Raw genomic sequence first — 25,100 nt, 5'->3', positions numbered from 1 at the left:
GCCATCCGGCAAGCATGCTCGCAACCGTGCGCCGCTACGAGGCGGCTGGCTTTCGCGCCTGGCCGGCGGCCGCGGTCCATTATGACGGTACCTGGGTGGTGCGGCTGACCGCCGGCCATCCGGCCAAGCGCCTGAATTCGGTCAATCCGCTCGATCCCGGCGACACGCAGCACATGGCCGACCGTATCGGCCGCGCCAGCCGCCGTTTCGACGCCTATGGCCGGCCGCTGACATTCCGCATGTCGCCGCTGTCTGGGCCTGATCTGGCCAGTCATCTCGACAAGGAGGGCTGGAACCGGTTCGACGAATCCCTGGTCATGCGGCTGCCGCTGGCGGCCGCGCAACTCGACACCGCCATGGACCAGATACCGCTCAAGGACATCAGCCGCTTCATAGGCGCCTCGCTCAAGGTCAGCGGCTCGGATGTTTCCTTGCGGCCGGGCCTGTCGGAGATCATCGGCGCGATCCAACCCGAAGCCGGGCTGTTCGCGCTCGAAGACGGGGCGGAACCGCTGGCGACGCTGATCTGCGTGCATGACGGCGATCTTGCCGGGCTGTTCGAGGTGGCGACCGACAGGTCGGCGCGCAACAAGGGCCATGGCCGCAACCTGATCCTGTCGGCGCTGAAATGGGCACGGCTGCGCGGCGCGCGGGAGGCCTGGCTGCAGGTCGAGGCCGGCAACGTGCCGGCGCTGGCGCTCTACCATTCGCTCGGCTTCGAGGAAGTCTATCGCTACCACTACCGCCGGCCGCCCGGGCATGAGTGACGTCGGGCATGAATGAGCTGGTGAATACATGAATGATCTAGCAAGTACGGGCAAGCGCCTGCTGCTGGTCGCGGCCTGCGCGCTGGTCGATGCCGACGGCCGCGTGCTCTTGGCGCAGCGACCGCCAGGCAAGCAGCTTGCCGGCCTGTGGGAATTCCCCGGCGGCAAGGTCGAGCCCGGCGAGACGCCGGAACAATGCCTCATCCGCGAACTGCAGGAGGAGATCGGCATCGAGACCGAGATCCCATGCCTGGCGCCACTCACCTTCGCCAGCCATTCCTATGACGACTTCCATCTTCTGATGCCGCTGTTCATCTGCCGCCGTTTCCGCGGCATTGCCCAGCCCAGGGAAGGGCAGGCGCTGAAATGGGTGCGGCCCAAGCAGATGCGCGACTATCCGATGCCTCCGGCCGATGCTCCGCTGATCCCGTTCCTCATCGATCTTCTGTGAGCAGGGCAAGGCCACATGCCCCCGGTGGCCGAGCCAGATCCACGGTATCGGGCCATATCAGCCGGCGTTAATGGAAGATTTATCTCATCATGAAAAATTGATGCGTGGCCGTGTTGTCGCGGCCGTGCCGCCGATTCGCTGGGGAGCGACAGCATGAGCCTAGACAGGGATTGGGACTCGATCCGGTCCGACCGCAGCTTTCGTGTCGCCGATGCCGGCATGGGGGTGCTGCGCATCACCCTGCTGTTCGGCTCGGCCGCGGTGGCACTGGCGCTGATTGCGACACCTTTCCTCGACAGCCGGACGCGCTCGCAATCGGTTCGTGACGATTTTTCCGGTGGTCTCGACATGACGGCCACGGGTTCGGTCAGTCATCGCAGCATCTATACGGTGCGTCGCAGCGTGCTGCAGGCTCAGCCAGGTTCAGTCTGCATCATTCGGTCCGACGGCAGGAGCAGCGGCGACTGCTGATATGGTTAAGAGATTTTCCAGAGGGCGGTGATTTCACCGCCCGTTAAGCCTTTGCCGTTAACCTTTCTTAACAGATCGGCGGTAGGGTTCCGGCAAGAGGGATCGAGGCGATGAAAACAGTGCTGCTGCGTTTTCTGACGGATGAGACCGGCGCCACCGCCGTCGAATACGCCTTGATTGTCTGCGTGCTGTCGCTGACCATCATTGGCGGCATCGGCCAAGTCTTCAACTCGATCACCTGGCTGTTCAGCGACAATGGCAGCAGGCTTGCCAACGCTTTTGCGCATTGATCCTGGCGCGCATTGACCCTGGCGCGCTTTGATCTTGGCGCGCATTGATCCTGGCTTGTCCGCGTCGCGGACAGTTCAATGCTTTTCAGGCCCTTCCAGCACAGTCTTCAGCGAGACCTTTGCCGAACCAGGCTTCAGCGGTTTTTGCTGCGACGCATCGGGCGCCCAGCCGGACATCCAGACGATCGAGAAACTCGCCCTTATCCGGCCATCAGGGTCGGAAAACCGCTCGGCGTAGAGTTCGGCGGCACGCGCGAACAGCTTGCGTGAACCCGGCCGCCGGCTGCGGTCGGCAAGCGCGCTGGTTTCGCCCATGGCGCGCAAATCGGCCATCAGGGCAAACAGGTTGGCATAGCGCACCGTCACGGTTTCGACATCGGCGACCGGCAGGGCGAGACCGGCCCGCTGCAAAAGCGCACCGGCATCGCGCACGTCGGTGAACGGGATGACGCGCGGGCTGGCGCCGCCGTAAAGCTCGGTCTCGGCCGCAAGCAGGCTTTCGCGCAATTCACCGAGCGTGCCGGCGCCCGCGAAGGCGCCGAGGAAAAGTCCGTCCGGCCGCAGCGCGCGGCGGATCTGGATCAGCATGCCTGGAATGTCGTTCATCGCCTGCAGCGACAGAAGCGACACCGCCAGATCGAGGCTTTCCGGCTCGAACGGCACGGTTTCCAGCGGTGCGATCATGCCTGCGGCACCGTCCAGGAAAGCCGCGTCCGTCTCGACGCGGACGATCTCCGTCACCTTGCCGCTCGCGGCGAGGACGTTGGCCGCGGCCTGTGTCTGGCAAAACAGCACCGCGGCCTTGCCGAACCTGCGTTCGACGGCACCCAGCCGGTCGGCAAGATCCTCGGCAGTGCGGTTCATGAGGAAATCGGCACCGTCGACCGGAGCGTCAAGCGCGCGCCGCTTGTGCGCCAGCCACAGAGAGGTATCCATTATCGGCTGCAACGGGCGGATCCTTGTTTGTCCGCGCCCTGATATACCTGGTATAGCCGGTACGGAGAACCAACCACGTGGCCGATCCGAGGTCCAAGATCAAGTCCGTCGAGATCGGAAGCCTGGCCCGCTCGGCCCTCGGCTGGCCGGCGCGCATCCTGTTTCCGCCGGTTTGCGCCGGCTGCCGCCGGCACGTCTCGCAGCCCGGCGTGCTGTGCGGCGCCTGCTGGCCGAAGCTGCGGCTCCTGGAGCGGCCCTGGTGCCCGGTGATGGGCACGCCGTTCACGCACAACATGGGCGAAGGCTTTCTGTCGGCCGAGGCGATTGCCGATCCGCCGCCCTTCGACCGGGCGCGGGCGGCCGTTGCCTATTCCGGCGTTGCCCGCCAGATGGTGCAGGGGCTGAAATACCAGGATCGTACGGATCTTGCGCCATGGATGGCGCGCTGGATGGTGCGCGCCGGCGCCGACCTCATCGCCGAGGCCGATGTGGTGGTGCCGGTGCCGCTGCATTGGCGGCGTTTCTTCAGGCGGCGGTTCAACCAGTCGGCGGAACTGGCGCGCGCGGTCTGCGAACTCAGCGGCCTGTCTTTCGCACCCTCGGCGATGCGGCGCGTCAAGCTCACCCGGCAGCAGGTCGGGCTGGAGCGGCAGGAACGCGAGGACAATGTGCGCGCCGCTTTCCGGGTGCCGGCGGAAGCCGAGATCGAGATTGCCGGCCGCAGGGTGCTTCTGGTCGACGATGTCTACACCACCGGCGCCACCGTGCGTTCCGCTACCAAGGCGCTGAAAAAGGGAGGTGCTGCCGCAGTCGACGTGCTGACCTTTGCCCGTGTGTTGCCGGGGGACTTTCGGGCGGACGAGTCCGCGACTATATAAGTCGGCAATGGACGTATGAGCTTGGAAGAGACTACGGAATTCGTCATGGCCGATGTCACGATCTATACGCGCATGATGTGCGGCTACTGCACGGCAGCCAAGCGGCTGCTGGAGCGCAAGGGTGTCGCCTATACCGAGCATGATGCCTCGTTTTCGCCGGAACTGCGGCAAGAGATGATTTCGCGTGCTCACGGGCGCACGACCTTTCCGCAGATTTTCATCGGCGATATGCATGTCGGTGGCTGCGACGAACTCCATGAACTGGAGGCCGAAGGCCGGCTGGACAGGCTGCTCGCCAACGGCGCGACGATTTGAGGGTGTGACGATGGGTGTTTTCAAGGCTGCTGCGGTCCAGATGCGTTCAGGCGAGAGCCCCGAGCGCAATGCGGTCGATGTCGAACGGCTGGTGCGCGAGGCCGCGGCGCAAGGCGCGACCTACATCCAGACACCGGAAATGACCGGAGCGCTGATCCGCGACAAGGAAGCGCGTGCCGCTTCCTTCACCTCCGAAGACAACGACATCGTTGTCGCGACCGCTCGCAGGCTGGCGCGCGAACTCGGCGTCTTCCTGCATATCGGCTCGACCGCGATCCTGCGTGCCGACGGCAAGCTCGCCAACCGGGCGCTGCTGTTCGGACCCGATGGCGCCACGCTCGCCACCTACGACAAGATCCACATGTTCGACGTCGATCTCGACAATGGCGAGAGCTGGCGCGAATCCGCCGCTTACGAACCGGGCACCGAGGCCGTCGTGACCGAGATCGCGGGCGCAAGGCTTGGCTTCGCGGTCTGCTATGATCTGCGTTTCCCGCAACTGTTCCGAGCCGAGGCCATGTCCGGCGCGGATGTTTTGACCGTACCCGCCGCCTTCACCCGCCAGACGGGCGAGGCCCACTGGCATGTGCTGCTGAGGGCTCGCGCCATCGAGAATGGCGCCTATGTCGTTGCCGCAGCGCAAGGCGGCCTGCATGAGGATGGACGCGAGACTTTTGGCCATTCGCTGATCGTCGATCCGTGGGGCCGCATTGTCGCCGAGGCCGCGCATGACGAGCCCGGTGTGATCGTCGCCGAGATCGACCCGGCGCAGTCGGCTGCTGCGCGCAAGAAGATCCCCAACCTGAAAAATGCGCGGGATTTCACCGTCAATGCCGGTTCAGCGGAGGCGCCGCTTCTCAGGGGTGCTGCTTCTTGATCCGTTTTTCCCTGATCTGCGAAAACGAGCACGAGTTCGAGGGCTGGTTTCGCAGCAATGACGATTTCGACACCCAGAAGAAGCGCGGCTTTGTCGATTGCCCGAGCTGCGGCTCGCACAAGGTGCAGAAGGCGCTGATGGCGCCCGCCGTTTCCACCGCACGCAAGCAGGAAACCATAGCGCTCGCCATGGGCGAGGCGCAGAAGCAGGCCCTGGCGCAATTGAAGGCGATGGCCGAGAAGGTGCGCGAGAATGCCGACTATGTCGGCGACAAGTTCGCCGAGGAAGCCCGAAAAATCCACTTCGGCGAAACCGATCCGCGCGGCATCTATGGCGAGGCGACGCTGGACGAGGCCAAGAGCCTCGCCGAGGACGGCGTCGACTTCATGCCGATCCCGGTGTTCCCGGACGACCGCAACTGAGCGGTTAGCCCATACTGCCGATCAATTTCCCAAGCAGGCGCGACAGCGTTTCCCGTTCGGCCTGTGTCAGGCCCGCGAGGATCTCGTGTTCGTTGGCGACGTGCGCGGTGACAGCCTCGTCGATGAGCGCAAGGCCTTTTTCGGTCAGCCGCACCACAATGCCACGCCGGTCATTGGGGTGCGGTCCGCGCGAGATCAATCCGGATGTCTCGAGCCGGTCGAGCCGGTTGGTCATGGCCCCTGAGGTCACCATCGTCGCTTCGTAGAGTGCGGTCGGGGTCAGCGCGTAGGGCGATCCGGAGCGGCGCAGCGTCGCCAGCACATCGAACTCCCCGGACTGCAAGCCGTAACGGGCAAACAGTGGCGCGAGGCGATCGCGGGCGATCAGGGACGATGCCTCGTTGAGCCGTCCGAGTACGCCCATCGGCGAGACATCCAGGTCCGGCCGCTCCCGTTTCCACTGCTCGATCGCTCGCGCTGCCCTGTCCACTGTCTCACCGCTATATATCTTGACGTTAAGAATCTTTGCATTATCTTACCGCAAGATGCAATGCTGGCCAAGGGCCGCACGACAGGGCTCGATCAAAAGAAGATTCTCTGGGATTCGGCGCTTGGTCTGCTCATCGTCACCGGTGGCTTGCTCGGCCTGACGCTGCCTTTCGGCAAGCTTGCAACGGCGGCTGGGGTGCCGGCCATGGTCTGGGCCTTCGTCATCTCGTTCGGGGCCGGCGGCGTGCTGCTGTGCGTGCTCTTGGCACGCGGCCAGCGCATCCGGCTCAGCGCCCACAAACTGCGCTATTTCTTCGTCACCGCGGCGGTATCCTACGCCGTCCCCAATCTCTTGATGTTCTCGGCCATACCGCATCTGGGGGCCGGCTACACCGGCATCATGTTCACGCTGTCGCCCGTCATCACGCTGGTGTTCTCGATCCTGCTGCGCGTCCGGCGCCCCAACCTTCTCGGCATCATCGGCATCGCCGTCGGCTTCGTCGGCGCCGTCATGGTGGCGGTGACACGCGGCGAGGCCGGCCAGCCCGCCGATCTGTTCTGGGTGGTGATGGGCCTGCTGATCCCGGTCAGCCTTGCCGCTGGCAACATCTACCGCACCGTCGACTGGCCGCAGGATACCGGGCCGATCGAACTGGCCGTCGGCAGCCATCTGGCAGCGGCGACGCTGCTGCTCGCCGGCATACTTGCGTTGTTCGGCGTCAGGGCTTTCGTACCGCTCGGCGGCGTGCCGCTTGTCGTCGTCGGGCAGGTTGCGTCGGCCGCGGCGATGTTCGCCTTCTTCTTCCGGCTGCAGGCGGTCGGCGGCCCGGTCTATCTCAGCCAGATCGGCTATGTGGCGGCCGCCGTCGGGCTGTTTGCCGGCACGATTTTTCTTGGCGAGCACTATCGGCTGCTGACCTGGGCCGGTGCGGTCATCATCACCATCGGCGTCGTCATCACCACCAGGGCGCAAAGCCAGAAGGCGTAGCTATTCTGGATCTAGTCGGCACCTCCGCCGCCGGGCTCCGGCCTTGGATGCCGGTCATTTCTCCAGGGAGTGTGGTCGTCAGACCGATGCCTTTTCGGCCAGCACCATGTAGTTGACGTCCATGTCCTTCGACCGCGACCAACGGTCGGCAAGCGGATTGTAGGTGACGCCGGTGCGATCGATGACGGTCAGGCCGGCGCCGCCGAGTGCCTTTTCCAGCTCTTCCGGGCGCACCAGCTTGCCGAATTGGTGGGTGCCGCGCGGCAGCCAGCGTAATACATATTCGGCGCCGATGATGGCGAGACCCAGCGCCTTCAGCGTGCGGTTGATGGTGGCCACGAACATGATGCCGCCGGGGCGGACCATCTGCCCGCATTTGGCGACGAACAGGTCGATGTCGGCGACATGCTCGACCACTTCCATGTTGAGGATGACGTCGAATGTCTCGCCGGCGTCGGCAAGGTCCTCGGCGGTCGTGGCTCGATAATCGACGCTCACATTGCCGTCGGCCGCGTGCAACTTCGCCACTTCGATGTTGGTCGCCGAAGCGTCGGCGCCCACCACCTCGGCGCCAAGCCGGGCCATCGGCTCGCACAGGAGGCCGCCGCCGCACCCGATGTCGAGAATGCGCAGGCCTTCGAAAGGCCGCGCCGCGCGCGGGTCACGGCCGAAGCGCACCGCTATCTGGTCGCGGATGTAGGAAAGCCGGACCGGATTGAATTTGTGCAACGGACGAAACTTGCCGTTCGGGTTCCACCACTCCGCGGCAAGGGCGGAAAAGCGTTCCACCTCTCCGGCATCGATCGTCGATCGTCGGGGCTCGGGCATAGGTTGGTCTCCTCGGCACTGAAGCGCCGCATGTCCTTGGACGCGCAAAGGACGCTGTAGCACTTTGAATCTGCGCATGACCCCGAAATCGAGATCGATTTCGGGGTCATGCGCTAGGAAGTCGGGCGTGAGGCCGCGAATGTCAAGGCAGCATTTTTCCTCCACTGGCAGAGCAACCCGCCCTGTCAGGACCCGCCCTATCAGGCCCTGCCTTGTCAGGCCCCGTCTTGTCAGGACATGTCACCTGCCGGGCGTTGGGCGAAACACGATCGGCCCTGGCGGGCGAAGAGAGGATAGGCTTTGAATAGAGGAGACGACGATGACACGGAAGATGGCTTCGATCCTTTGGCGCCGGCTGGATGTGGAAGGACACGACGCTTGCCTGCTTTCGCAAACCGACGACGGGTTCAGTCTCAAGGGACAGGCCATCTTCGTCCAGGACGGCACGCCATGCTGCCTTGCCTATGAGGTGATTTGCGATGCCGGCTGGCGCACGCGTTCAGCACGGGTCGAGGGCGTTCTCGGCTTGCGGAGCCTGCACTATGAGATCGAACGCGATTCCGACGGTCGGTGGATGCTGAACGGCGAACCGCAGCACGCCGCTACCGGCCTCGTCGACATCGATCTCGGCTTCACGCCGGCGTCGAACCTGGTGGCGATCCGCCGGTTCGCTCTCGGCATCGGCGAGGCGACGCCCGCTCCGGCTGCCTACCTGACCTTCCCTGCGCTGGAACTGGTACGCCTCGAACAGAGCTATCGTCGCCTTGACAAGACCCGCTATGCCTACGCGGCGCCGATGTTCGGTTACGAGGAGATCCTCGACGTTTCGCCGCACGGCTTCGTCGTCGACTATCCCGGCTTATGGACAGGCGTGGCCGCGTCGGGCTGAAGCGGAGTTCTGGCGGCCAACATGCATTATTTCGTGTCCAGCACCTCGCGCAGCTTCGCGGCCAGTTGCTCGATGGTGAACGGCTTGGCCAAGAAGTGCACGTCATGGTCGAGCACGCCGTTGTGGACGACGGCATTCCTGGTGAAACCAGTGGTGAAGATGACTTTCAGGCCGGGTTGGCGCGCCACCGCCTCTTCGGCGAGCTTGCGGCCGTTCATCACCGGCATGACGATGTCGGTGAAGAGAAGGGCAATGCCAGGTGTGGCGGCCAGCTTCTCAAGCGCCTCCTGACCGCTTCCAACGTGGATGACCTCATAGCCGAGTTCGCGCATGGCGTCCGTCGTGGCCGCCCGCACTTGGGCATCGTCCTCGACCACGAGGATCGTCTCGGTGACCTTGGCGGTGCTGTCGCCGCGCTCGGCCGGTATTGCCGGCTCCTCCGGTCCGAAAAAGCGCGGCAGGTAGATCCTGACCGTCGTGCCCTGGTCCCGTTCGGAGTAGATCTTGACGTGGCCCCCCGATTGCTTGACGAAGCCGAACACCTGGCTCAGCCCAAGTCCCGTGCCCTTGTTGACCGGCTTGGTCGTGAAAAAAGGCTCGAATGCCCTCGCCATCACATCCGCCGACATGCCCTCGCCGGTATCGCTGACGGCGATCATCACATATTGGCCGGGGATCACGTCGGCATGGGTGGCGGCGTAACCGTCGTCGAGATGGCTGTTGGCGGTCTCGATGGTCAGCTTGCCATCTTCGCTCATCGCGTCACGGGCATTGACGGCCAGGTTGAGGATCGCGTTTTCGATCTGGCTTGGGTCGGCGTGGGTTTTCCACAGGCCGCCCGCCAGCACCGTTTCGATGCGGATGCCTTCACCCAGGGCACGACGCAAAAGGTCGGACATGCCGGTCACCAGGCGGTTGGTGTCGACGACCTGCGGCGCGAGCGGCTGCTGGCGCGAGAAGGCAAGCAGACGCGAGGTCAGCTTGGCGGCGCGGCTGGCCGCGTCGGTCGCGGCCTCGATGAGCTTTTCCAAGTCGTGCTCGCCGCGCTTCAGCTTGCGCTGGGCAAGGTTCATGGCGCTGATGATCACCGCCAGCATGTTGTTGAAATCGTGGGCGATGCCGCCGGTCAGTTGCCCGACGGCCTCCATCTTCTGCATCTGGCGTATCTGGGACTCGGCCTTTTCACGTGTCTGGATTTCGTTGCCGAGTTCGATGTTCTTGCGCATCAGCTCTTCCTGGCCGATGACAACGTCGCGGAAGCGGCGGCGGGATTCGCGGATGGTGTAGACGCCGAGGAGGAAGATCGCCAGAAGGGCCGCTAGCGAGCCGATGCGCAGCCAGGCTTCAACCCGGTCCGTTTGTTCGTCGCGTGCGGCGATGTCGGCGGCGCTGATGCGGCGGATCGTATCCATGCTGGCGCGGATTTCGTCCATGGCGGCCTTGCCCTGGCCGCTGCGGACCAGTTGCAGCGCGGCGGCGGCGTCGCCCTTGTCATAGAGGGCAATCGTCCGGGCCTGTTCAGCCTGCTTTTGCGAAAGCGCGTCCTTGATATGATTGATCTGCTGGACGATTTGGTCGTCCGAAGCCGTCATGGCGCCGATGCGGGAGAGCTGTCCCGGAATGGCATCGACGGCCTTCCGGTAAGGTTCGAGATAGGATTTCTCACCGGTCAAGAGATAGCCGCGCTGGCCGCTCTCGGCGTCCTGCGCCATTGAAAGCAACCCCGACAGCAACTCTTGATACTCGATTGTCTCGCGAGCGGCGGCGCGATTGGCTCGTTGGTTTTCGACGAGCACGGCACGGGTGCCGACGATCATCGCCAACACGGCGAAGCCGGTGACGAGTGGTACCGACTGCCATCGCATGGCACGCCGAAGACGGGCAATCATCTATTTTGCCGAACCAAAAGGAATTTCTCGCGGGCAATATTTGGTAAGCGGCGCAAGCTTGGAAGGCAATATGCCGCCTTCTTGAAAGCGGCGATCAGCCGCCAGCCTTGCGAAACCGTCATCATTTGGCTAAGGAGGCCGCGCATTCAGCGGCCGGCGTCAGCCGGGCGCTTTCTCCCGCTTTCGGCTCCTGGCCGGCTTCAGTCAAAGGCATTTCGCTTCCATGGCGCGTATCGTGATGAAATTCGGCGGAACCTCCGTCGCCGACATCGCCCGCATCCGCAATGTGGCGCGTCACGTCAAACGCGAGGTCGACGCCGGTCATGAGGTGGCTGTCGTGGTATCGGCGATGGCCGGCAAGACCAATGAATTGGTGCAATGGACGCGCGAAGCCTCGCCGATGCATGACGCACGCGAATATGACGCGGTCGTCGCCTCGGGCGAGCAGGTCACTGCGGGCCTGCTGGCGATCACCTTGCAGAACATGGGCGTGCATGCGCGCTCCTGGCAGGGCTGGCAGATCCCGATCAAGACCGACAACGCGCATGGCGCGGCGCGCATCCTCGACATCGACGGCGCCTTCCTGGTCAAGCGCTTCGGCGAAGGCCAGGTGGCGGTGATCGCCGGATTCCAGGGCATTGGGCCCGACAATCGCATCGCCACGCTTGGCCGTGGCGGCTCCGACACCAGCGCGGTGGCCATCGCTGCCGCTGTCAAGGCCGACCGTTGCGACATCTACACCGACGTCGACGGGGTTTACACCACCGATCCGCGCATCGAGCCGAAGGCGCGGCGGCTGGCCAAGATTTCGTTCGAGGAAATGCTTGAAATGGCTTCGCTCGGCGCCAAGGTTCTGCAGGTGCGTTCGGTCGAGCTTGCCATGGTGCACAGGGTGCGTACCTTCGTGCGGTCGTCCTTCGACGATCCCGATGCGCCTGGAATGGGGGATTTGCTCAATCCTCCGGGAACGCTCATTTGCGACGAGGAAGAGATCGTGGAACAGCAGGTCGTCACCGGAATTGCCTACGCCAAGGACGAGGCCCAGATTTCGCTGCGCCGCGTCGGCGATCGGCCAGGCGTCGCCGCCGGCATCTTCGGGCCGCTGGCCGAGGCCAACATCAATGTCGACATGATCGTCCAGAACATCTCCGAGGACGGCAAGTTCACCGACATGACCTTTACCGTGCCGTCGGGCGATCTCGACAAGGCGCTTGCCGTGCTCGACCGGCTGAAAGCCGAGGTCGGCTACGACGTCGTCCAGTCTGAAGCCGGCATGTCGAAAGTTTCGGTCATCGGCATCGGCATGAGAAGCCATGCCGGCGTCGCCGCCACCGCGTTCAAGGCGCTGGCCGACCGTTCGATCAATATCCGCGCGATCACGACCTCCGAGATCAAGATTTCGATACTGATCGACGGTCCATACACTGAACTCGCGGTTCGTACTTTGCATTCCGTCTACGGTCTCGATAAGCAGTAGCAAGACTGAATCAGTTGTTGCGTGAGTGCCGGCCGAACTGCGCCGGCAACAAGCCCATTGGAGAACAAGCCGCGATGCGTGATCAGGCCAGTGGCCCGCGCGTTTTGCTCAAACGGCTCCGCGAGCTCATGCAGGAGCCGCTGGAGCCGCAGGAGCGGCTCGACCGGATCGTGCGCGACATCGCCTCCAACATGGTCGCCGAAGTGTGCTCGCTCTATGTGCTGCGCGCCGATTCGGTGCTCGAACTCTATGCCACCGAAGGCCTGAACCCGAACGCCGTCCACCTGGCGCAACTCAGGCTGGGGCAAGGCCTGGTCGGCACGATCGCGGCAAGCGCTCGGCCCCTCAACCTGTCCAACGCGCAGGAACACCCGGCCTTCGCCTACCTGCCGGAGACCGGGGAAGAGATCTACAATTCCTTCCTCGGCGTGCCGGTGCTGCGGGCAGGGCGCACGCTGGGCGTCCTGGTCGTCCAGAACAAGACCATGCGCCACTACCGTGACGACGAGGTCGAGGCGCTGGAAACCACCGCGATGGTGATCGCCGAGATGATCGCCACCGGCGATCTGGCGCGGCTGACCCGGCCGGGCCTCGAACTCGATTTGCGCCGCCCGGTCAGCTTCACCGGCCTGTCGTTCAACGATGGCGTCGGGCTTGGCCACGTCGTGCTGCATGAGCCGCGCATCGTCGTCACCAATCTGTTCAACGAGGACAGCGAGGAGGAGGTCCGGCGGCTCGAAGCCTCGCTCGGATCGCTGCGGCTGTCGATCGACGACATGCTGGAACGCCGCGACGTCGCCTTCGAAGGCGAGCATCGCCAGGTGCTGGAAGCCTACCGCATGTTCGCCAATGACCGCGGCTGGGTGCGCCGGCTGGAAGAGGCGATCCGCAACGGCCTGACGGCCGAGGCGGCGGTCGAAAAGGTGCAAAGCGACATGCGTGCGCGCATGCTGCACATGACCGATCCCTATCTGCGCGAGCGGATGAGCGATTTCGACGACCTCGCCAACCGGCTGCTGCGCCAGCTTATGGGGCGCGGGCCGGAGGATGTCGCCGCCTCGCTGCCGAAGGATGCCATCATCGTCGCCCGTTCGATGGGCGCGGCCGAACTGCTCGACTATCCCCGCGACAAATTGCGCGGGCTGGTGCTCGAGGATGGCGCGGCCACCAGTCATGTCGTCATCGTCGCGCGCGCCATGGGCATTCCGGTGGCCGGCCAGATGAAGGGCGCCGTCTCCATGGCGGAAAACGGCGATGCCATCATCGTCGACGGCGAGGAAGGCGCGATCCATCTGCGGCCGCAGTCCGATCTCGAAGCCGCCTATGCCGAAAAGGTGCGTTTCAGGGCACGCCGGCAAGAGGTCTATCGCGAGCTGCGCAAGAAGCCGTCGACGACCAAGGACGGTGTCCAGGTCGATCTCTTGATGAATGCCGGGCTGGCGGTCGACCTGCCGCAACTGGCCGAAGCCGGCGCGGCCGGCATCGGCCTGTTCCGCACCGAATTGCAATTCATGGTCGCCTCGACCTTTCCCCGCGCCGAGGCCCAGGAGAAACTCTACCGCGACGTGCTCGAGGCGGCACGCGGCAAGCCTGTCACCTTCCGCACCATCGATATCGGCGGCGACAAGGTGCTGCCTTATTTCAAGGGCGCCATCCAGGAAGAGAACCCGGCGCTCGGCTGGCGAGCAATCCGCCTGACGCTCGACCGTCCCGGACTGTTGCGCACCCAGATCCGCGCCCTGCTGAAGGCCAGCGGCGGGCGCGAGCTCAAGCTGATGCTGCCGATGGTGACCGAGCTCGGCGAGATTGCCCAGGCGCGCGAGATCATCGACCGCGAGGTGCGGCATCTGTCGCGCTTCGCCCATCATCTGCCGACCAGCCTCAAGCTCGGCGCCATGCTGGAAGTGCCCTCGCTGCTGTTCCAACTCGACGAATTGATGAAGGCCGTCGACTTCGTCTCGGTCGGATCGAACGACCTCTTCCAGTTCGTCATGGCGGTCGACCGCGGCAACACGCAGCTGGCCAACCGCTTCGACACGCTGTCGGCGCCGTTCCTGCGCGTGCTCAAGCAGATCGCCGACGCCGGTGCCCGCAACCACACGCCGGTCACCCTGTGCGGCGAACTCGCCGGAAAACCCATTTCGGCGATGGCACTCATCGGCATCGGTTTCCGCTCGATCTCCATGTCGCCGGCTTCGATCGGCCCGGTCAAGGCGATGCTGACGGAGCTGCCGCTGGAAGAATTGAAGGCGTTCTTCGACGACAATCTGATGGCGCCGGCGCAGGGGTTGCCCATGCGGGCGCTGCTGCAGGCCTTTGCCGACGACCGCTCGATCCCATTGTAGCTGCCTCATCATGGTCAACCTGCCACGCGATCGTATGGATCAAGTCGTCAAGCGTTTCGAGATGCTCGAGGCGCAGATGTCGGCCGGACCGGCGCCGGACGCCTATGTGAAGATGGCATCCGAATATGCAGAGCTGCAGGAGATGGTGGCCAAGGTTCGGGCGCTGCGCTCGGCCGAGCATGAGCAGGCCGATCTCGAGGCGATGCTCGCCGACAATGGCACCGATGCCGAGATGCGGGCACTGGCCGAGGCGGATCTGCCTGGTGTCGAGGAGCGCATCGAGGCGCTGCAGAAGGATATCCAACTCCTGCTGCTGCCCAGGGATGCCGCCGACGACAAGAACGCCATCCTCGAAATTCGCGCCGGCACCGGCGGCGACGAGGCCGCGCTCTTCGCCGGCGATCTGTTTCGCATGTATGAGCGCTATGCCGCCGAACATGGCTGGCGCTTCGAGACGGTGTCGGCCAGCGACGGCGATGCCGGCGGCTTCAAGGAAATCATCGCCACCATTTCCGGCAGAGGCGTCTTTGCCCATCTGAAATTCGAATCCGGCGTGCATCGCGTGCAGCGCGTGCCGGCGACCGAAGCCAGCGGCCGCATCCACACCTCCGCCGCCACCGTAGCAGTGCTGCCGGAAGCGGAAGAGGTCGATATCGACATTCGCGCCGAAGATATCCGCATCGACACGATGCGGGCCTCCGGCTCGGGCGGCCAGCACGTCAACACCACCGATTCGGCGGTCCGCATCACCCATTTGCCGACCGGCATCATGGTGGTGCAGGCGGAAAAGTCGCAGCATCAGAACCGGGCGAAGGCCATGCAGATCCTGCGCGCCCGGCTCTACGACATGGAGCGCAGCAAGGCGGACGAGGAACGCTCGGAGGCGCGCAAGTCGCAGGTCGGCTCCGGCGACCGTTCGGAGCGCATCCGCACCTACAATTTCCCGCAAGGCCGCGTCACCGACCATCGCATCAACCTGACGCTCTACAAGCTCGACCGGGTGATGATGGGCGAGCTCGACGAAGTCATCGACGCGCTGATCGCCGATCACCAGTCGAAGCTGCTCGCCGATATCGGCCTTGATGGCTGACAGCCTGCCAGAGGCGCTGGGGCCGCTGCTGCGGGAAGCGCGGGCTCGGCTCGTGGCCGCCGCTGTCGATGATCCGACGCTCGACGCCAGGCTGATCGTCGAGCATTTTTCCGGTACCACGCGCACCCAAGCGATTGCGGATCCGGAGCTCATGGTTCACGGGCGCGCCATCGAGGCGATCGACGCCGCCTTGAGACGAAGGGCCGGTGGCGAACCGGTGCATCGCATCCTCGGCTACCGGGAATTCTACGGTTTGCGCCTGTCGCTGTCGCCCGAAACCCTGGAGCCGCGGCCGGATACCGAAACGCTGGTCGAGGCGATCTTGCCCTTCGTCAAGGCAATCGCGGCGCGCGAGGGCGCATGCCGCATCCTCGATCTCGGCACGGGGACGGGCGCCATCGCCCTGGCGCTGCTCAGCGCCGAGCCGGCCGCGACCGCCACCGGTGTCGATATCGCCCCCGGTGCGCTGGCGACGGCGACCGGCAATGCCGGGCAACTCGGGCTCGGCGGCCGGTTCACGGCGCTGCAGTCGGACTGGTTCGAAAAAGTTTCGGGCCGATACCATGTAATTGCCGCAAACCCTCCCTATATAACTTCTCGAGACATTGGAAATCTGCAGGACGAAGTCCGCGATTTCGACCCGCGCCTGGCCCTTGATGGCGGCGTGGATGGGCTGAACCCCTACAGGATCATCGCCGCCGAGGCGGCAAGGTTTCTGGAAGCCGAAGGCAGGGTTGCGGTCGAGATCGGCCGCACGCAGCAGGACGAAGTTACGGATATATTCAGGTCTGCGAGTTATGGACTGGTCGGTGCTTTCCGCGACCTTGGTGAAAACGACAGGGTTCTTGTCTTTCAACGGGGAAAGCCTTGACGCAGTGCGAAAAAAGCGCTTGGCAATGCCGGGGAATGCGGCTAGGGTCGCGTTAACCGGATGAGACGAAGCAGGCAGTGCTCTTAGCGATTCGGTTTCCTTGGAAATAGCTGCCTTCTTGCGCAAACGACGCCCAAGCTTCGTGCGGGAATCGTCCGGCAAGTGATGTAACCGGAACAGGATGGCACGTGGCGCCAACGCAATTGATGCGGGCGAACGCCGGTGAAGAAACCGAACGGCTGGCTGCATGAGCGCCACCGTTCGTTACGAGTTTTCAAAAATTCCAAAATGAAGAGAGTCGAATGAGGCCACAACAGCAGAACAGGCGCATGCGCGGTCGCAACAACAATGGCGGCGGCGGCGGCAATAACAATAACAACAACAACAACCGCAAGGGGCCGAATCCCCTGACGCGCAATTACGAGAGCAACGGTCCGGACGTAAAGATCCGTGGATCGGCTCAGCAGATCGCCGAAAAATACGCCACCCTAGCACGTGACGCGCAAAGCTCCGGCGACCGGGTCATGGCGGAGAACTATCTCCAGCACGCAGAACATTACAATCGCATCATTGCCGCCGCCCAGGCGCAGATGCCGATCCAGAACGTCCAGCAGAATCGCGACGATTTCGATGATGACGGCGACGAGGATCGCGACGAGTTCGACAATGCCGGGTCCGGCAGTGGGGCAGGAAACGGCGGCAACGTTGGTTCCGAACCGCAAGTTCCGGTGGTCAACCATGGCGCCGGGCCGCAGCCGGTGATCGAGGGCATGCCGGCCGAGGTGGCACTGAACCGGGAAAGCGGCCGCGATAGTCGTGATGGCGGCCGTGATAATAGCGGGCGCAACAATGGCGGCCGCGACAATGGCGGACGCCACCGTGATCGCCGCCCCAATGGCGGCTATGGCCAGAATGGCCAGCGCGATTATGCTTCCGCAGAGCAAGGCGGCCAGCAGCAGCGCAACGAGGCCCCGGTCCAGGCGGAAGAAGCCACGTTGCCGGTCGAGAGCGTTGCGGCAGCCGAGCCAGCTCCATCGTTCGAGAATTTTTCGCCCGCCGGTCTGGCGGCCCAGGCCGAACTCAATGAGGCAGCCGCCGAGAGCGGTGCCGCCCGCCGCCCGCGGCGTCCGCGCCGTCCTCGCACCAATGCCGACCAGGTCGACGCCGGTGGCGGCAACGCCGATACGGGTGAGATGACCACGGCCCCCGCCGACAGCGGCAATGCCGAGCCGGCCACCACCGATATCGACAACTGATCGGACAGTATTTCAAGACGTTGAACGGCGGAGAGAAATCTCCGCCGTCTTCGTTTGGGCTGACGTGGAATATTATGCATTGACCGATATCAAGGCGTCTTGAGACGGCATGGCCTATGCACCATATCTCGGCTGAACTGGATCCGGCTCGAATGGGCGGGTCCGTCACCGTAATCTGATCCGGTGCCGCAAAGCGGGCCGGTGACGGAAGGAGACAGATATGAACCTTGAGAAATATTCCGAGCGCGTGCGCGGCTTCATCCAGTCCGCGCAGACCATGGCGCTCTCACGCAATCACCAGCAATTCACCCCCGAACATATCCTGAAAGTCCTCGTCGACGACGACGAAGGCTTGGCCGCGTCGCTGATCGAGCGCGCCGGCGGCAATGTCCGCGACGTCAAGCTCGGCATCGAGACGGCGCTCGAGGCGATGCCCAAGGTGGAAGGCGGCAACGGTCAGCTCTATCTGGCGCAGCCTCTGGCCAAGGTGTTCTCGACCGCCGAGGAACTGGCCAAGAAGGCCGGTGACAGCTTCGTCACCGTCGAGCGGCTGCTGCAGGCGCTCACCATGGAGAAATCGGCCAAGACCGCCGACATCCTGGCCAAGGCCGGCGTCACCGCGCAGGCGCTGAACCAGGTCATCAACGATGTCCGCAAGGGCCGCACCGCCGATTCGGCGAGTGCCGAACAGGGCTATGACGCGCTGAAGAAATACGCGCGCGACCTGACGGCGGATGCCCGCGCCGGCAAGCTGGACCCCGTGATTGGTCGTGACGACGAGATCCGCCGCACCATCCAGGTGCTGTCGCGCCGCACCAAGAACAACCCGGTGCTGATCGGCGAGCCGGGCGTCGGCAAGACCGCGATCGCCGAAGGCCTGGCGCTGCGCATCGTCAATGGCGACGTGCCGGAATCGCTGAAGGACAAGCAGCTGATGGCGCTCGACATGGGCGCGCTGATTGCCGGCGCCAAGTACCGCGGCGAGTTCGAGGAGCGGCTGAAGGCCGTGCTTTCAGAAGTCACCTCGGCCAACGGCAGCATCATCCTGTTCATCGACGAGATGCACACGCTGGTCGGCGCCGGCAAGGCGGACGGCGCCATGGATGCGTCGAACCTTCTGAAGCCGGCGCTGGCGCGCGGCGAACTGCACTGCGTCGGCGCGACCACGCTCGATGAATATCGCAAGCATGTCGAGAAGGATCCGGCCCTTGCCCGCCGCTTCCAGCCGGTCTTCGTCGATGAGCCTACGGTGGAGGACACCGTCTCGATCCTGCGCGGGCTGAAGGAGAAGTACGAGCAGCACCATAAGGTGCGCATCTCGGACTCGGCGCTGGTGGCGGCGGCGACGCTGTCCAACCGCTACATCGCCGACCGTTTCCTGCCCGACAAGGCGATCGATCTCGTCGATGAAGCCGCGTCGCGGCTCAGGATGCAGGTCGATTCGAAGCCCGAGGCGCTGGACGAGATCGATCGCCGCATCATGCAGCTCAAGATCGAGCGCGAGGCACTGAAGGTCGAGACGGACGATGCCTCGAGGGACCGGCTCGCCCGCCTGGAAAAGGAGCTGGTCGGCCTCGAGGAGGAATCGACCGAGATCACCGCCAAGTGGCAGGCCGAGAAGCAGAAGCTTGGCCTCGCCGCCGACCTGAAGAAGCAGCTCGACGAGGCACGCAACGATCTGGCCATTGCCCAGCGCAAGGGTGAATTCCAGCGCGCCGGCGAACTTGCCTATGGCAAGATCCCGGAGTTGGAAAAGAAGCTGAAGGAGGCCGAAGCCCAGGACGGCAAGGTGGGGATGGTCGAAGAGGTGGTCACCCCCGACCACGTCGCCCATATCGTCTCGCGCTGGACCGGCATTCCGGTCGACAAGATGCTGCAGGGCGAGCGCGACAAGCTGTTGCGCATGGAAGACGAGATCGGCAAGCGGGTCGTCGGCCAGGGCGAGGCGGTGCAGGCTGTTTCGAAAGCCGTGCGTCGAGCCCGTGCCGGCCTGCAGGATCCGAACCGGCCGATCGGTTCGTTCATCTTCCTCGGGCCGACGGGTGTCGGCAAGACCGAACTGACCAAGGCGCTGGCCAGCTTCTTGTTCGACGACGACAGCGCCATGGTGCGCATCGACATGTCGGAGTTCATGGAAAAGCACTCGGTCGCCCGGCTGATCGGCGCGCCTCCCGGCTATGTCGGCTATGAGGAGGGCGGTGCGCTGACCGAAGCCGTGCGGCGCCGGCCCTATCAGGTCGTGCTGTTCGACGAGATCGAGAAGGCGCATCCGGATGTCTTCAACGTCTTGCTGCAGGTTCTCGATGACGGCCGCCTGACCGATGGCCAGGGCCGCACCGTCGATTTCCGCAACACGCTGATCATCATGACGTCGAACCTCGGCGCCGAATATCTCGTCAATCTCGGCGAGGACCAGGACGTCGACGCGGTACGCGACGAGGTGATGGGCGTCGTCAGGGCATCGTTCCGGCCGGAGTTCCTCAATCGCGTAGACGAGGTGATCCTGTTCCACCGGTTGCGACGCAAGGACATGGATCGCATCGTCGAAATCCAGCTGAAGCGGCTGGAAAGCCTGCTTGTCGATCGCAAGATCACGCTGGCGCTGGGTCACGAGGCGATCGAATGGCTGGCGGCCAAGGGTTACGACCCGGCCTATGGTGCGCGACCGCTGAAGCGGGTGATGCAGAAGGACCTGCAGGATCCGCTGGCGGAGAAGATCCTGCTCGGCGAGATACTGGACGGTTCGACCGTCAAGGTGACGGCCGGATCCGACCGGTTGAACTTCCGCTCGAAGCCGTCGATCGTCGCGGCCGAGGCGGCGGCCTGATCCAATGCCGCGCATCCAGTCCCGGATGCGCGGCATTTTCTTCTAGGCATTCCTATTAACAGCGAGGCCCGGATGACGCTGGACGACTACAACAGCTTCTGCGCCTCGCTGCCGGCCACAAACCATGTCGTCCAGTGGGGCGGCGCCCATGTCTGGAAGGTCGCGACCAAGGTCTTCGCGATCGGCGGCTGGGACGACGGAAAGCAACTCTTCGTCACCTTCAAATGCTCCGACATCGCCTATGATGTGCTCAAGGAACAGCCTGGCTGTCGGCCCGCGCCCTATCTTGCATCGCGCGGCATGAAATGGATCCAGCGTCAGACAAGCCAGAGCGTGGATGATGCGGCGCTGAAGGACTACCTGCGCGAGAGCCATCGCCTAGTCGCCCTGAAACTGACCAAGCAGGCGCGCAAGCAACTGGGGCTTGGCGCAAGCTAGCGAATATTCCGAGAGACGCCGGAAGCCGCCATCTTCATGCCCGGTTCATGTTGGAACCATAAGGTGGTTAACTGGTTTGCTGGCGAGGGGGTTCGCCTACCGCATCGGTCCGAAAATCGTTTCGATTTCGGAAGGCATGATGTGGCATCCTAAAGAACAATGCCGGGCGGCGGCAATTTACGGACCGGAGAGTTGGCTACAATGTTCCGCACGATCTTTGCCCTTTCGGCGCTCGCCGCCGGGCTTGTGTCCTCCGGTGCGTTTGCCGCACCGACGCAGGACGATGCACCAAGGGTTGTCCGTGCTGCCGATGCCGGCGGCATCCTTGTCGCGCAGGACGGCAATCTCGATATCTACTACGACGCCAGGGGCAATCGCGTCATCGTCGATGCCGATACCGGCAAGGTCGTCGCCATCCAGCCACCGCAGTCACGGCTCGACCGGCGCGCGCTGCGCCGCGAGATGCGGCTGCGCGAGCTGGGCCGCGGCCCCGCCGACGATGACCGCTACTATCTCGACGATCCTGAAGACATGGCACGCTTCCGCCGCAAGCAGTTGGAAGAGGAAGGCCGGGTCATCCCGCCGCCCGCGGATGACGGCGACAATTCGGTGGAAGCCTATCCGCCGGCACCACAGGACGACGGCAGCTACGACAACAATTACCCCGACGCGCCGCAGCCCGCAAAGCCGCATACCATCAAGCGCCAGCCGCTCGATGAAGCCTCGATAGATCCTCTCCAGCCGGCAGCGCCCGAGGATCAGGACGCGCCCACCGATCAGGCGGCGCTGCCGCCGAATGCTGGCGGCAACACAGCGGTCGACCCGTCGCTGTCGCTGGGAGCGCGGCAGGATGTCGCCGCCCTGCAGGTGCTGCTCGACCGCGGCGGTGCTTCGCCCGGCGTCATAGACGGGCGCTTCGGCTCGAACGTCGACAAGGCGCTCGCCGCCTACAACGAGATCACCGGCAGCAATTTGAAGTCGACCGATGCGGTCGGTATCCAGGCCGCTCTTGCGCAATCGGGCGGCGATGCCTTTGCCAACTACACCATCACGCCAGAGGATGCGGCCGGCCCCTACGTCGCCTCGATCCCGGAAGACTACAGCCAGAAGGCGCAGCTCGACCGCATGGGCTACACGTCGGTGCCCGAAGCGCTGGCGGAGCGCTTCCACATGGACGAGAACTATCTGAAGTCGATCAACAAGGGCCTCGACTTCAATCGCCCCGGGACGATCATCAAGGTTGCCAACTTCGGCAAGCTGGTGTCGACCCCGGTCGCGCGCATCGTCGCCGACAAGGGCAAGAAGGAAGTCTACGCCTACGATGCGGGCGGCAAGCTGGTCGCAGCCTATCCCGCGACCATCGGCTCGGCCGACACGCCGTCGCCCACCGGTATCCACACGGTGTCGCGCATCGCGCTCGACCCGAACTATACCTACAATCCCAACATCAATTTCAAGCAGGGCCAGAACGACAAGATCCTGACCATCCCGCCAGGTCCCAACGGGCCGGTTGGTTCGGTGTGGATCGCGCTGGACAAGCCGACCTACGGCATCCATGGCACGCCGGAGCCGTCGAAGATCGGCAAGACCGAAAGCCATGGCTGCGTGCGCCTGACCAACTGGGACGCGCGCGAGCTTGCCAAGCTGGTGTCGCCAGGCGTCACCGTGGAGTTCGTCGGTGGACCTTCAACCGATGACTTTGCGCAGCAATGAGCCGCGCAGCGCGGCGGCATAGACCAGCTGCACCACCAGAATGAAGCCGACGCTGAGCAGAGGGGTGACCAGGCAAAGTGCGGCGCCGATCGCCCATAGAATCTGTGCCTTGACGATGCGCAGATAGACCGTGCGTTTCGTTTGCGCGTCGACATCTTCCGCCACAAAGCCGTTCTTCTCGGCGTAGCGCCAGCTGGCGAACAGCGTGACGCCGAGCATCAGCAGATTGAGCCAATAGACAAGAACCGCGGTCCTGAATTCGAGGAAGTCGGCCAGAAGGTCGGTCGAGAATGGCAGCAGGGCGATGAAGGCGAGAAAGCAGAGGTTCAGCGTGGCGAGCCGCCGGTCGGATTTGGCGATCAGCCCATGTTGCGCCTGCTGGCCGAACCAGAAGATGGTCAGCGTCAGGAAACTCAAGGCGTAGGTCAGGAAGCGTGGCGCCAGTGCCGCGATGGCGGCAAGCAGATCGCGCTCGGAATGAACAGCCTCATGCGCCGGCACCCTGATCTCGAGCACGATCAGGGTCAGCGCGATGGCGAACACGCCGTCGGTGATGCCGACGATGCGGCCACGTCCCTCCGCCGATGCTTCAAGTGGGCGCTTCATCGATTTCTCCCCGCCTGCTGCTCGCCGGAACCTAGCATGACTGCGGCCGTTTGCATCCGGATAGGGCGTCATCCTGGCCAACTGGCTGGTTTCAAGGACCGCAAGGCGTTTGGCCGGTTGTTGCAAACACAATGGCGGTCTAAGCAGGGTTCCATGCATTCACCAAGCAAAGCAGCCGCCATCCCGCTGACCAGCCCGGTCACCACCGGAACCTTCTGTCCGCAATCGCAGCGGCGATACGTGTTGATCGCAGCGATCCTTGCTTCGGCGCTCGGCTTCATCGACGGCTCGATCCTGGCCATCGCCATGCCGGCGATCCGCGTCGATCTCGGCGCCAGCCTCGCCGAGGCGCAGTGGATTTCCAATGCCTATGCGCTGACGCTGTCGGCGCTGATCCTTGCCGGCGGTGCCGCCGGCGATCGGTTCGGGCTGCGCCGCGCCTTCGTGGCCGGCATTGCGCTTTTCGTCGCCACCTCGCTCGCCTGTGCGCTGGCGCCGAACGCTGTCGTGCTGATCGCGTTTCGCGCCCTCCAGGGCATTGGTGCCGCGATCATGGTGCCCGGCAGCCTCGCCATCATCGCCAAGGCCTACCCGAAAAAGGAGCGCGGCCGAGCGATCGGCATCTGGGCAGCGGCCTCGGCCTTGACCACCGCGCTTGGTCCCGTGCTCGGCGGTCTGGTGCTTTCTGCTTTCGGCGACGGCATCTGGCGGGCGATCTTCGCCGTCAACCTGCCGCTCGGCCTGATCTCGATCTATCTGCTGCTCGTCAAGATCCCGGCCGATGCACCGACGGAGAAGCGCAGCCTCGATCTTGGTGGCGGCGCGCTCGCGACATTGGCTTTCGGCGCGCTCGCCTATGGACTGACCTCCATGAGCTCCAGCGGCGAGGGCCATATGGCTGGGCCCAGCATTGCCGCCGGTGCCGTGCTGCTGGTCGTCTTCATCCTGTTCGAGCAGCGGCAGCGTGAGCCGATGATCGACCTCAGCCTGTTTCGCATCGGCGCTTTCGCCGGCGCCAATGTGGCGACCTTCTTCCTCTATTTCGCGCTGTCGGCCAATCTTTTCTACCTACCCATGTTGCTGATCGCCGGCTGGCGGCTGAGCACGGCCGAAGTCGGCTTCATCTTCCTGCCGCTGTCGGCATCGATCGCGCTTCTGTCGGGACCGGTCGGCCAATTGTCGGACCGGATCGGACCGCGTTTCCCGATCGCCTGCGGCAGCCTGATCGTGGCGGTCGCCTTCGCCGGGCTTGCCTTGCTCGCCTATGTTGGCTTCCATCATTTCTGGACGGGGATATTTCCGCTGATGGCGCTGATGGGGCTTGGCATGGCGCTGGTCGTCTCACCTTTGTCGACCGCGATCATGACGGCAGTGGAAGACAAGGATACAGGCGCTGCCTCCGGCATCAACAATGCCGTCTCGCGCATCGGCGGCCTAATCGCCGTGGCGGCGATGGGGTCGCTGGCCGCCTGGGTCTACGCCAACGCGCTGGACGGGAGTGCGGCGCCGGGCGTGCCCGGCTTCGGCGAACCGGCGCCGGCCGGACTTGCGCCGGCGCTCGATGCGGCAAGGCTCGCGGCCAGCGATGCGGCGTTTGCCGCCGTCTCCTTGGTGACGGCGCTGCTATGCCTGCTTTCGACAGTGATTGCCTGGACGACCATTTCCGGGGAGCCATTGCCCTGGCAGCGGCAAGCCAAAACGTCGCCGCAAGCCAAAACCCGGCAGGACTGAAATTCGAAGGCTCAGCCTTCGATCTTGGCGCTGGCGACCTTCAGCGAATTGCCGTCTTCCTGCTTCAGGAGATCGTCGATGCGCTCGCGCTCGCGCTTGAAGGCGACGAGATCGTCGCCCTTCAGCACCTTGCCGACCGGCAGCCGGACGCGCATAGAATCAACCTTGGTGCCATTGACGATCAGTTCGTAGTGGAGGTGTGGACCGGTGGAGAGGCCAGTCTGGCCAAGGTAGCCGATGACCTGGCCTTGCCGGA

General features: G+C 64.2%; 25 protein-coding genes (1 of these 25 cut by a window edge). 19 read left to right on the top strand and 6 right to left on the bottom strand.

The features are described 5' to 3' along the window. The first annotated feature begins 14 nt into the window (after positions 1–14). From X741_RS140195 to X741_RS140210, 4 genes are all read left to right on the top strand, one after another. A complete protein-coding gene (locus tag X741_RS140195) occupies positions 15–767 on the top strand; it encodes a GNAT family N-acetyltransferase (RefSeq protein WP_031250572.1) in 753 nt (250 codons plus the stop codon). Positions 768–795: 28 nt separating this feature from the next. Next, positions 796–1,218 (top strand): (deoxy)nucleoside triphosphate pyrophosphohydrolase, encoded by a 423-nt coding sequence (locus X741_RS140200; RefSeq protein ID WP_013892856.1) that lies wholly within the window; start codon positions 796–798, stop codon positions 1,216–1,218. A gap of 153 nt (positions 1,219–1,371) precedes the next feature. Then, a complete protein-coding gene (locus X741_RS140205; protein ID WP_023780279.1) occupies positions 1,372–1,689 on the top strand; it encodes a hypothetical protein in 318 nt (105 codons plus the stop codon). 110 nt (positions 1,690–1,799) lie between these two features. After that, a complete protein-coding gene (locus tag X741_RS140210) occupies positions 1,800–1,979 on the top strand; it encodes a Flp family type IVb pilin (RefSeq protein WP_023780278.1) in 180 nt (59 codons plus the stop codon). Between the two features lie 75 nt (positions 1,980–2,054). Here X741_RS140210 and X741_RS140215 read toward each other — a convergent pair whose 3' ends face one another. Beyond that, positions 2,055–2,927, bottom strand: a complete 873-nt coding sequence (locus X741_RS140215; protein WP_023780277.1) for a methyltransferase domain-containing protein — start codon at positions 2,925–2,927, stop codon at positions 2,055–2,057. Between the two features lie 65 nt (positions 2,928–2,992). On the opposite strand from X741_RS140215, the gene X741_RS140220 reads away from it, so the two are divergent. From X741_RS140220 to X741_RS140235, 4 genes are read left to right on the top strand one after another with little or no spacing between them, the layout of a single operon-like run. Further along, the gene (locus tag X741_RS140220; RefSeq protein WP_023780276.1) at positions 2,993–3,793 is read left to right on the top strand and encodes a ComF family protein; all 801 of its coding nucleotides are present in this window, start codon (positions 2,993–2,995) and stop codon (positions 3,791–3,793) included. 45 nt (positions 3,794–3,838) lie between these two features. Further along, positions 3,839–4,108, top strand: a complete 270-nt coding sequence (gene grxC, locus X741_RS140225; RefSeq protein ID WP_023763925.1) for a glutaredoxin 3 — start codon at positions 3,839–3,841, stop codon at positions 4,106–4,108. 10 nt (positions 4,109–4,118) lie between these two features. Then, a complete protein-coding gene (locus X741_RS140230) occupies positions 4,119–4,985 on the top strand; it encodes a carbon-nitrogen hydrolase family protein (protein ID WP_023780275.1) in 867 nt (288 codons plus the stop codon). Then, positions 4,982–5,407: a DUF1178 family protein gene (locus tag X741_RS140235; RefSeq protein ID WP_023780274.1), complete on the top strand. Its 426-nt coding sequence runs from the start codon at positions 4,982–4,984 to the stop codon at positions 5,405–5,407. The genes X741_RS140230 and X741_RS140235 overlap by 4 nt, the downstream gene beginning before the upstream one ends. Before the next feature lie 4 nt (positions 5,408–5,411). Here X741_RS140235 and X741_RS140240 read toward each other — a convergent pair whose 3' ends face one another. Beyond that, entirely contained in the window at positions 5,412–5,897 is a 486-nt protein-coding gene (locus tag X741_RS140240; RefSeq protein ID WP_023763927.1) for a MarR family transcriptional regulator, read from the bottom strand. Positions 5,898–5,957: 60 nt separating this feature from the next. Between X741_RS140240 and X741_RS140245 the strand changes: the two genes are divergently transcribed. Then, positions 5,958–6,884 carry a DMT family transporter gene (locus tag X741_RS140245; protein ID WP_023780273.1) on the top strand — a complete coding sequence of 309 codons (927 nt, stop codon included), beginning with the start codon at positions 5,958–5,960 and terminating at the stop codon, positions 6,882–6,884. 78 nt (positions 6,885–6,962) lie between these two features. Here X741_RS140245 and ubiG read toward each other — a convergent pair whose 3' ends face one another. Continuing rightward, on the bottom strand, positions 6,963–7,712 hold the full coding sequence (gene ubiG, locus X741_RS140250) for a bifunctional 2-polyprenyl-6-hydroxyphenol methylase/3-demethylubiquinol 3-O-methyltransferase UbiG (RefSeq protein ID WP_023763929.1): 750 nt from the start codon (positions 7,710–7,712) through the stop codon (positions 6,963–6,965). A gap of 319 nt (positions 7,713–8,031) precedes the next feature. Between ubiG and X741_RS140255 the strand changes: the two genes are divergently transcribed. Next, on the top strand, positions 8,032–8,601 hold the full coding sequence (locus X741_RS140255; RefSeq protein ID WP_023780272.1) for a putative glycolipid-binding domain-containing protein: 570 nt from the start codon (positions 8,032–8,034) through the stop codon (positions 8,599–8,601). A gap of 26 nt (positions 8,602–8,627) precedes the next feature. Here the strand turns inward: X741_RS140255 and X741_RS140260 are convergent, their stop codons facing one another. Beyond that, the gene (locus X741_RS140260; RefSeq protein ID WP_245272794.1) at positions 8,628–10,490 is read right to left on the bottom strand and encodes a CHASE3 domain-containing protein; all 1,863 of its coding nucleotides are present in this window, start codon (positions 10,488–10,490) and stop codon (positions 8,628–8,630) included. Between the two features lie 223 nt (positions 10,491–10,713). On the opposite strand from X741_RS140260, the gene X741_RS140265 reads away from it, so the two are divergent. The 8 genes from X741_RS140265 (at position 10,714) to X741_RS140300 (ending at position 22,507) form a co-directional block, all read left to right on the top strand. Continuing rightward, the gene (locus X741_RS140265) at positions 10,714–11,967 is read left to right on the top strand and encodes an aspartate kinase (protein WP_013892869.1); all 1,254 of its coding nucleotides are present in this window, start codon (positions 10,714–10,716) and stop codon (positions 11,965–11,967) included. 74 nt (positions 11,968–12,041) lie between these two features. Next, complete coding sequence (gene ptsP, locus X741_RS140270) at positions 12,042–14,312, top strand: phosphoenolpyruvate--protein phosphotransferase (protein WP_023780270.1); 2,271 nt, start codon at positions 12,042–12,044, stop codon at positions 14,310–14,312. A gap of 10 nt (positions 14,313–14,322) precedes the next feature. After that, a complete protein-coding gene (gene prfA, locus X741_RS140275) occupies positions 14,323–15,402 on the top strand; it encodes a peptide chain release factor 1 (protein ID WP_023780269.1) in 1,080 nt (359 codons plus the stop codon). After that, positions 15,395–16,273 carry a peptide chain release factor N(5)-glutamine methyltransferase gene (gene prmC, locus X741_RS140280; protein WP_023780268.1) on the top strand — a complete coding sequence of 293 codons (879 nt, stop codon included), beginning with the start codon at positions 15,395–15,397 and terminating at the stop codon, positions 16,271–16,273. The genes prfA and prmC overlap by 8 nt, the downstream gene beginning before the upstream one ends. A gap of 302 nt (positions 16,274–16,575) precedes the next feature. Continuing rightward, positions 16,576–17,529, top strand: a complete 954-nt coding sequence (locus X741_RS140285) for a DUF4167 domain-containing protein (RefSeq protein ID WP_023780267.1) — start codon at positions 16,576–16,578, stop codon at positions 17,527–17,529. Positions 17,530–17,749: 220 nt separating this feature from the next. Next, complete coding sequence (clpB, locus tag X741_RS140290) at positions 17,750–20,356, top strand: ATP-dependent chaperone ClpB (RefSeq protein ID WP_023780266.1); 2,607 nt, start codon at positions 17,750–17,752, stop codon at positions 20,354–20,356. 72 nt (positions 20,357–20,428) lie between these two features. Beyond that, entirely contained in the window at positions 20,429–20,794 is a 366-nt protein-coding gene (locus tag X741_RS140295; protein ID WP_023780265.1) for an MmcQ/YjbR family DNA-binding protein, read from the top strand. Positions 20,795–20,995: 201 nt separating this feature from the next. Next, positions 20,996–22,507 (top strand): L,D-transpeptidase family protein, encoded by a 1,512-nt coding sequence (locus X741_RS140300; RefSeq protein ID WP_023763937.1) that lies wholly within the window; start codon positions 20,996–20,998, stop codon positions 22,505–22,507. Here the strand turns inward: X741_RS140300 and X741_RS140305 are convergent. Further along, positions 22,481–23,113, bottom strand: a complete 633-nt coding sequence (locus X741_RS140305; protein WP_023763938.1) for a TMEM175 family protein — start codon at positions 23,111–23,113, stop codon at positions 22,481–22,483. The genes X741_RS140300 and X741_RS140305 overlap by 27 nt on opposite strands. A gap of 153 nt (positions 23,114–23,266) precedes the next feature. Here X741_RS140305 and X741_RS140310 point away from each other — a divergent pair, with 153 nt between their 5' ends. Then, entirely contained in the window at positions 23,267–24,844 is a 1,578-nt protein-coding gene (locus X741_RS140310) for an MFS transporter (protein WP_023780264.1), read from the top strand. A gap of 11 nt (positions 24,845–24,855) precedes the next feature. Here the strand turns inward: X741_RS140310 and X741_RS140315 are convergent, their stop codons facing one another. Beyond that, positions 24,856–25,100, bottom strand: the 3' portion of a protein-coding gene (locus X741_RS140315; RefSeq protein ID WP_023780263.1) for a M23 family metallopeptidase. 1,726 nt of this gene lie beyond the right edge of the window; the window shows 245 of its 1,971 coding nt (coding positions 1,727–1,971); its start codon lies off the right edge, out of view; it ends in the stop codon at positions 24,856–24,858.

This window comes from Mesorhizobium sp. LNHC221B00 (assembly GCF_000502935.1).
In the GTDB taxonomy this organism is placed as follows: Bacteria; Pseudomonadota; Alphaproteobacteria; order Rhizobiales; family Rhizobiaceae; genus Mesorhizobium; species Mesorhizobium opportunistum.
Note: the sequence above shows the minus strand (reverse complement) of the source record. Positions and strands in the feature narration are given on the sequence as shown.

Bases quoted from the DNA above. Each gene is read 5' to 3' on its own strand.
- X741_RS140265 (WP_013892869.1), top strand. From the start codon at position 10,714: ATGGCGCGTATCGTGATGAAATTCGGCGGAACCTCCGTCGCCGACATC.
- X741_RS140260 (WP_245272794.1), bottom strand. From the start codon at position 10,490: ATGATTGCCCGTCTTCGGCGTGCCATGCGATGGCAGTCGGTACCACTC.
- clpB (WP_023780266.1), top strand. From the start codon at position 17,750: ATGAACCTTGAGAAATATTCCGAGCGCGTGCGCGGCTTCATCCAGTCC.
- X741_RS140295 (WP_023780265.1), top strand. From the start codon at position 20,429: ATGACGCTGGACGACTACAACAGCTTCTGCGCCTCGCTGCCGGCCACA.
- X741_RS140310 (WP_023780264.1), top strand. From the start codon at position 23,267: ATGCATTCACCAAGCAAAGCAGCCGCCATCCCGCTGACCAGCCCGGTC.
- X741_RS140300 (WP_023763937.1), top strand. From the start codon at position 20,996: ATGTTCCGCACGATCTTTGCCCTTTCGGCGCTCGCCGCCGGGCTTGTG.
- X741_RS140205 (WP_023780279.1), top strand. From the start codon at position 1,372: ATGAGCCTAGACAGGGATTGGGACTCGATCCGGTCCGACCGCAGCTTT.
- ptsP (WP_023780270.1), top strand. From the start codon at position 12,042: ATGCGTGATCAGGCCAGTGGCCCGCGCGTTTTGCTCAAACGGCTCCGC.
- X741_RS140255 (WP_023780272.1), top strand. From the start codon at position 8,032: ATGACACGGAAGATGGCTTCGATCCTTTGGCGCCGGCTGGATGTGGAA.
- prmC (WP_023780268.1), top strand. From the start codon at position 15,395: ATGGCTGACAGCCTGCCAGAGGCGCTGGGGCCGCTGCTGCGGGAAGCG.
- X741_RS140200 (WP_013892856.1), top strand. From the start codon at position 796: ATGAATGATCTAGCAAGTACGGGCAAGCGCCTGCTGCTGGTCGCGGCC.
- grxC (WP_023763925.1), top strand. From the start codon at position 3,839: ATGGCCGATGTCACGATCTATACGCGCATGATGTGCGGCTACTGCACG.
- X741_RS140245 (WP_023780273.1), top strand. From the start codon at position 5,958: ATGCTGGCCAAGGGCCGCACGACAGGGCTCGATCAAAAGAAGATTCTC.
- X741_RS140230 (WP_023780275.1), top strand. From the start codon at position 4,119: ATGGGTGTTTTCAAGGCTGCTGCGGTCCAGATGCGTTCAGGCGAGAGC.
- ubiG (WP_023763929.1), bottom strand. From the start codon at position 7,712: ATGCCCGAGCCCCGACGATCGACGATCGATGCCGGAGAGGTGGAACGC.
- X741_RS140195 (WP_031250572.1), top strand. From the start codon at position 15: ATGCTCGCAACCGTGCGCCGCTACGAGGCGGCTGGCTTTCGCGCCTGG.
- X741_RS140305 (WP_023763938.1), bottom strand. From the start codon at position 23,113: ATGAAGCGCCCACTTGAAGCATCGGCGGAGGGACGTGGCCGCATCGTC.
- prfA (WP_023780269.1), top strand. From the start codon at position 14,323: ATGGTCAACCTGCCACGCGATCGTATGGATCAAGTCGTCAAGCGTTTC.
- X741_RS140285 (WP_023780267.1), top strand. From the start codon at position 16,576: ATGAGGCCACAACAGCAGAACAGGCGCATGCGCGGTCGCAACAACAAT.
- X741_RS140210 (WP_023780278.1), top strand. From the start codon at position 1,800: ATGAAAACAGTGCTGCTGCGTTTTCTGACGGATGAGACCGGCGCCACC.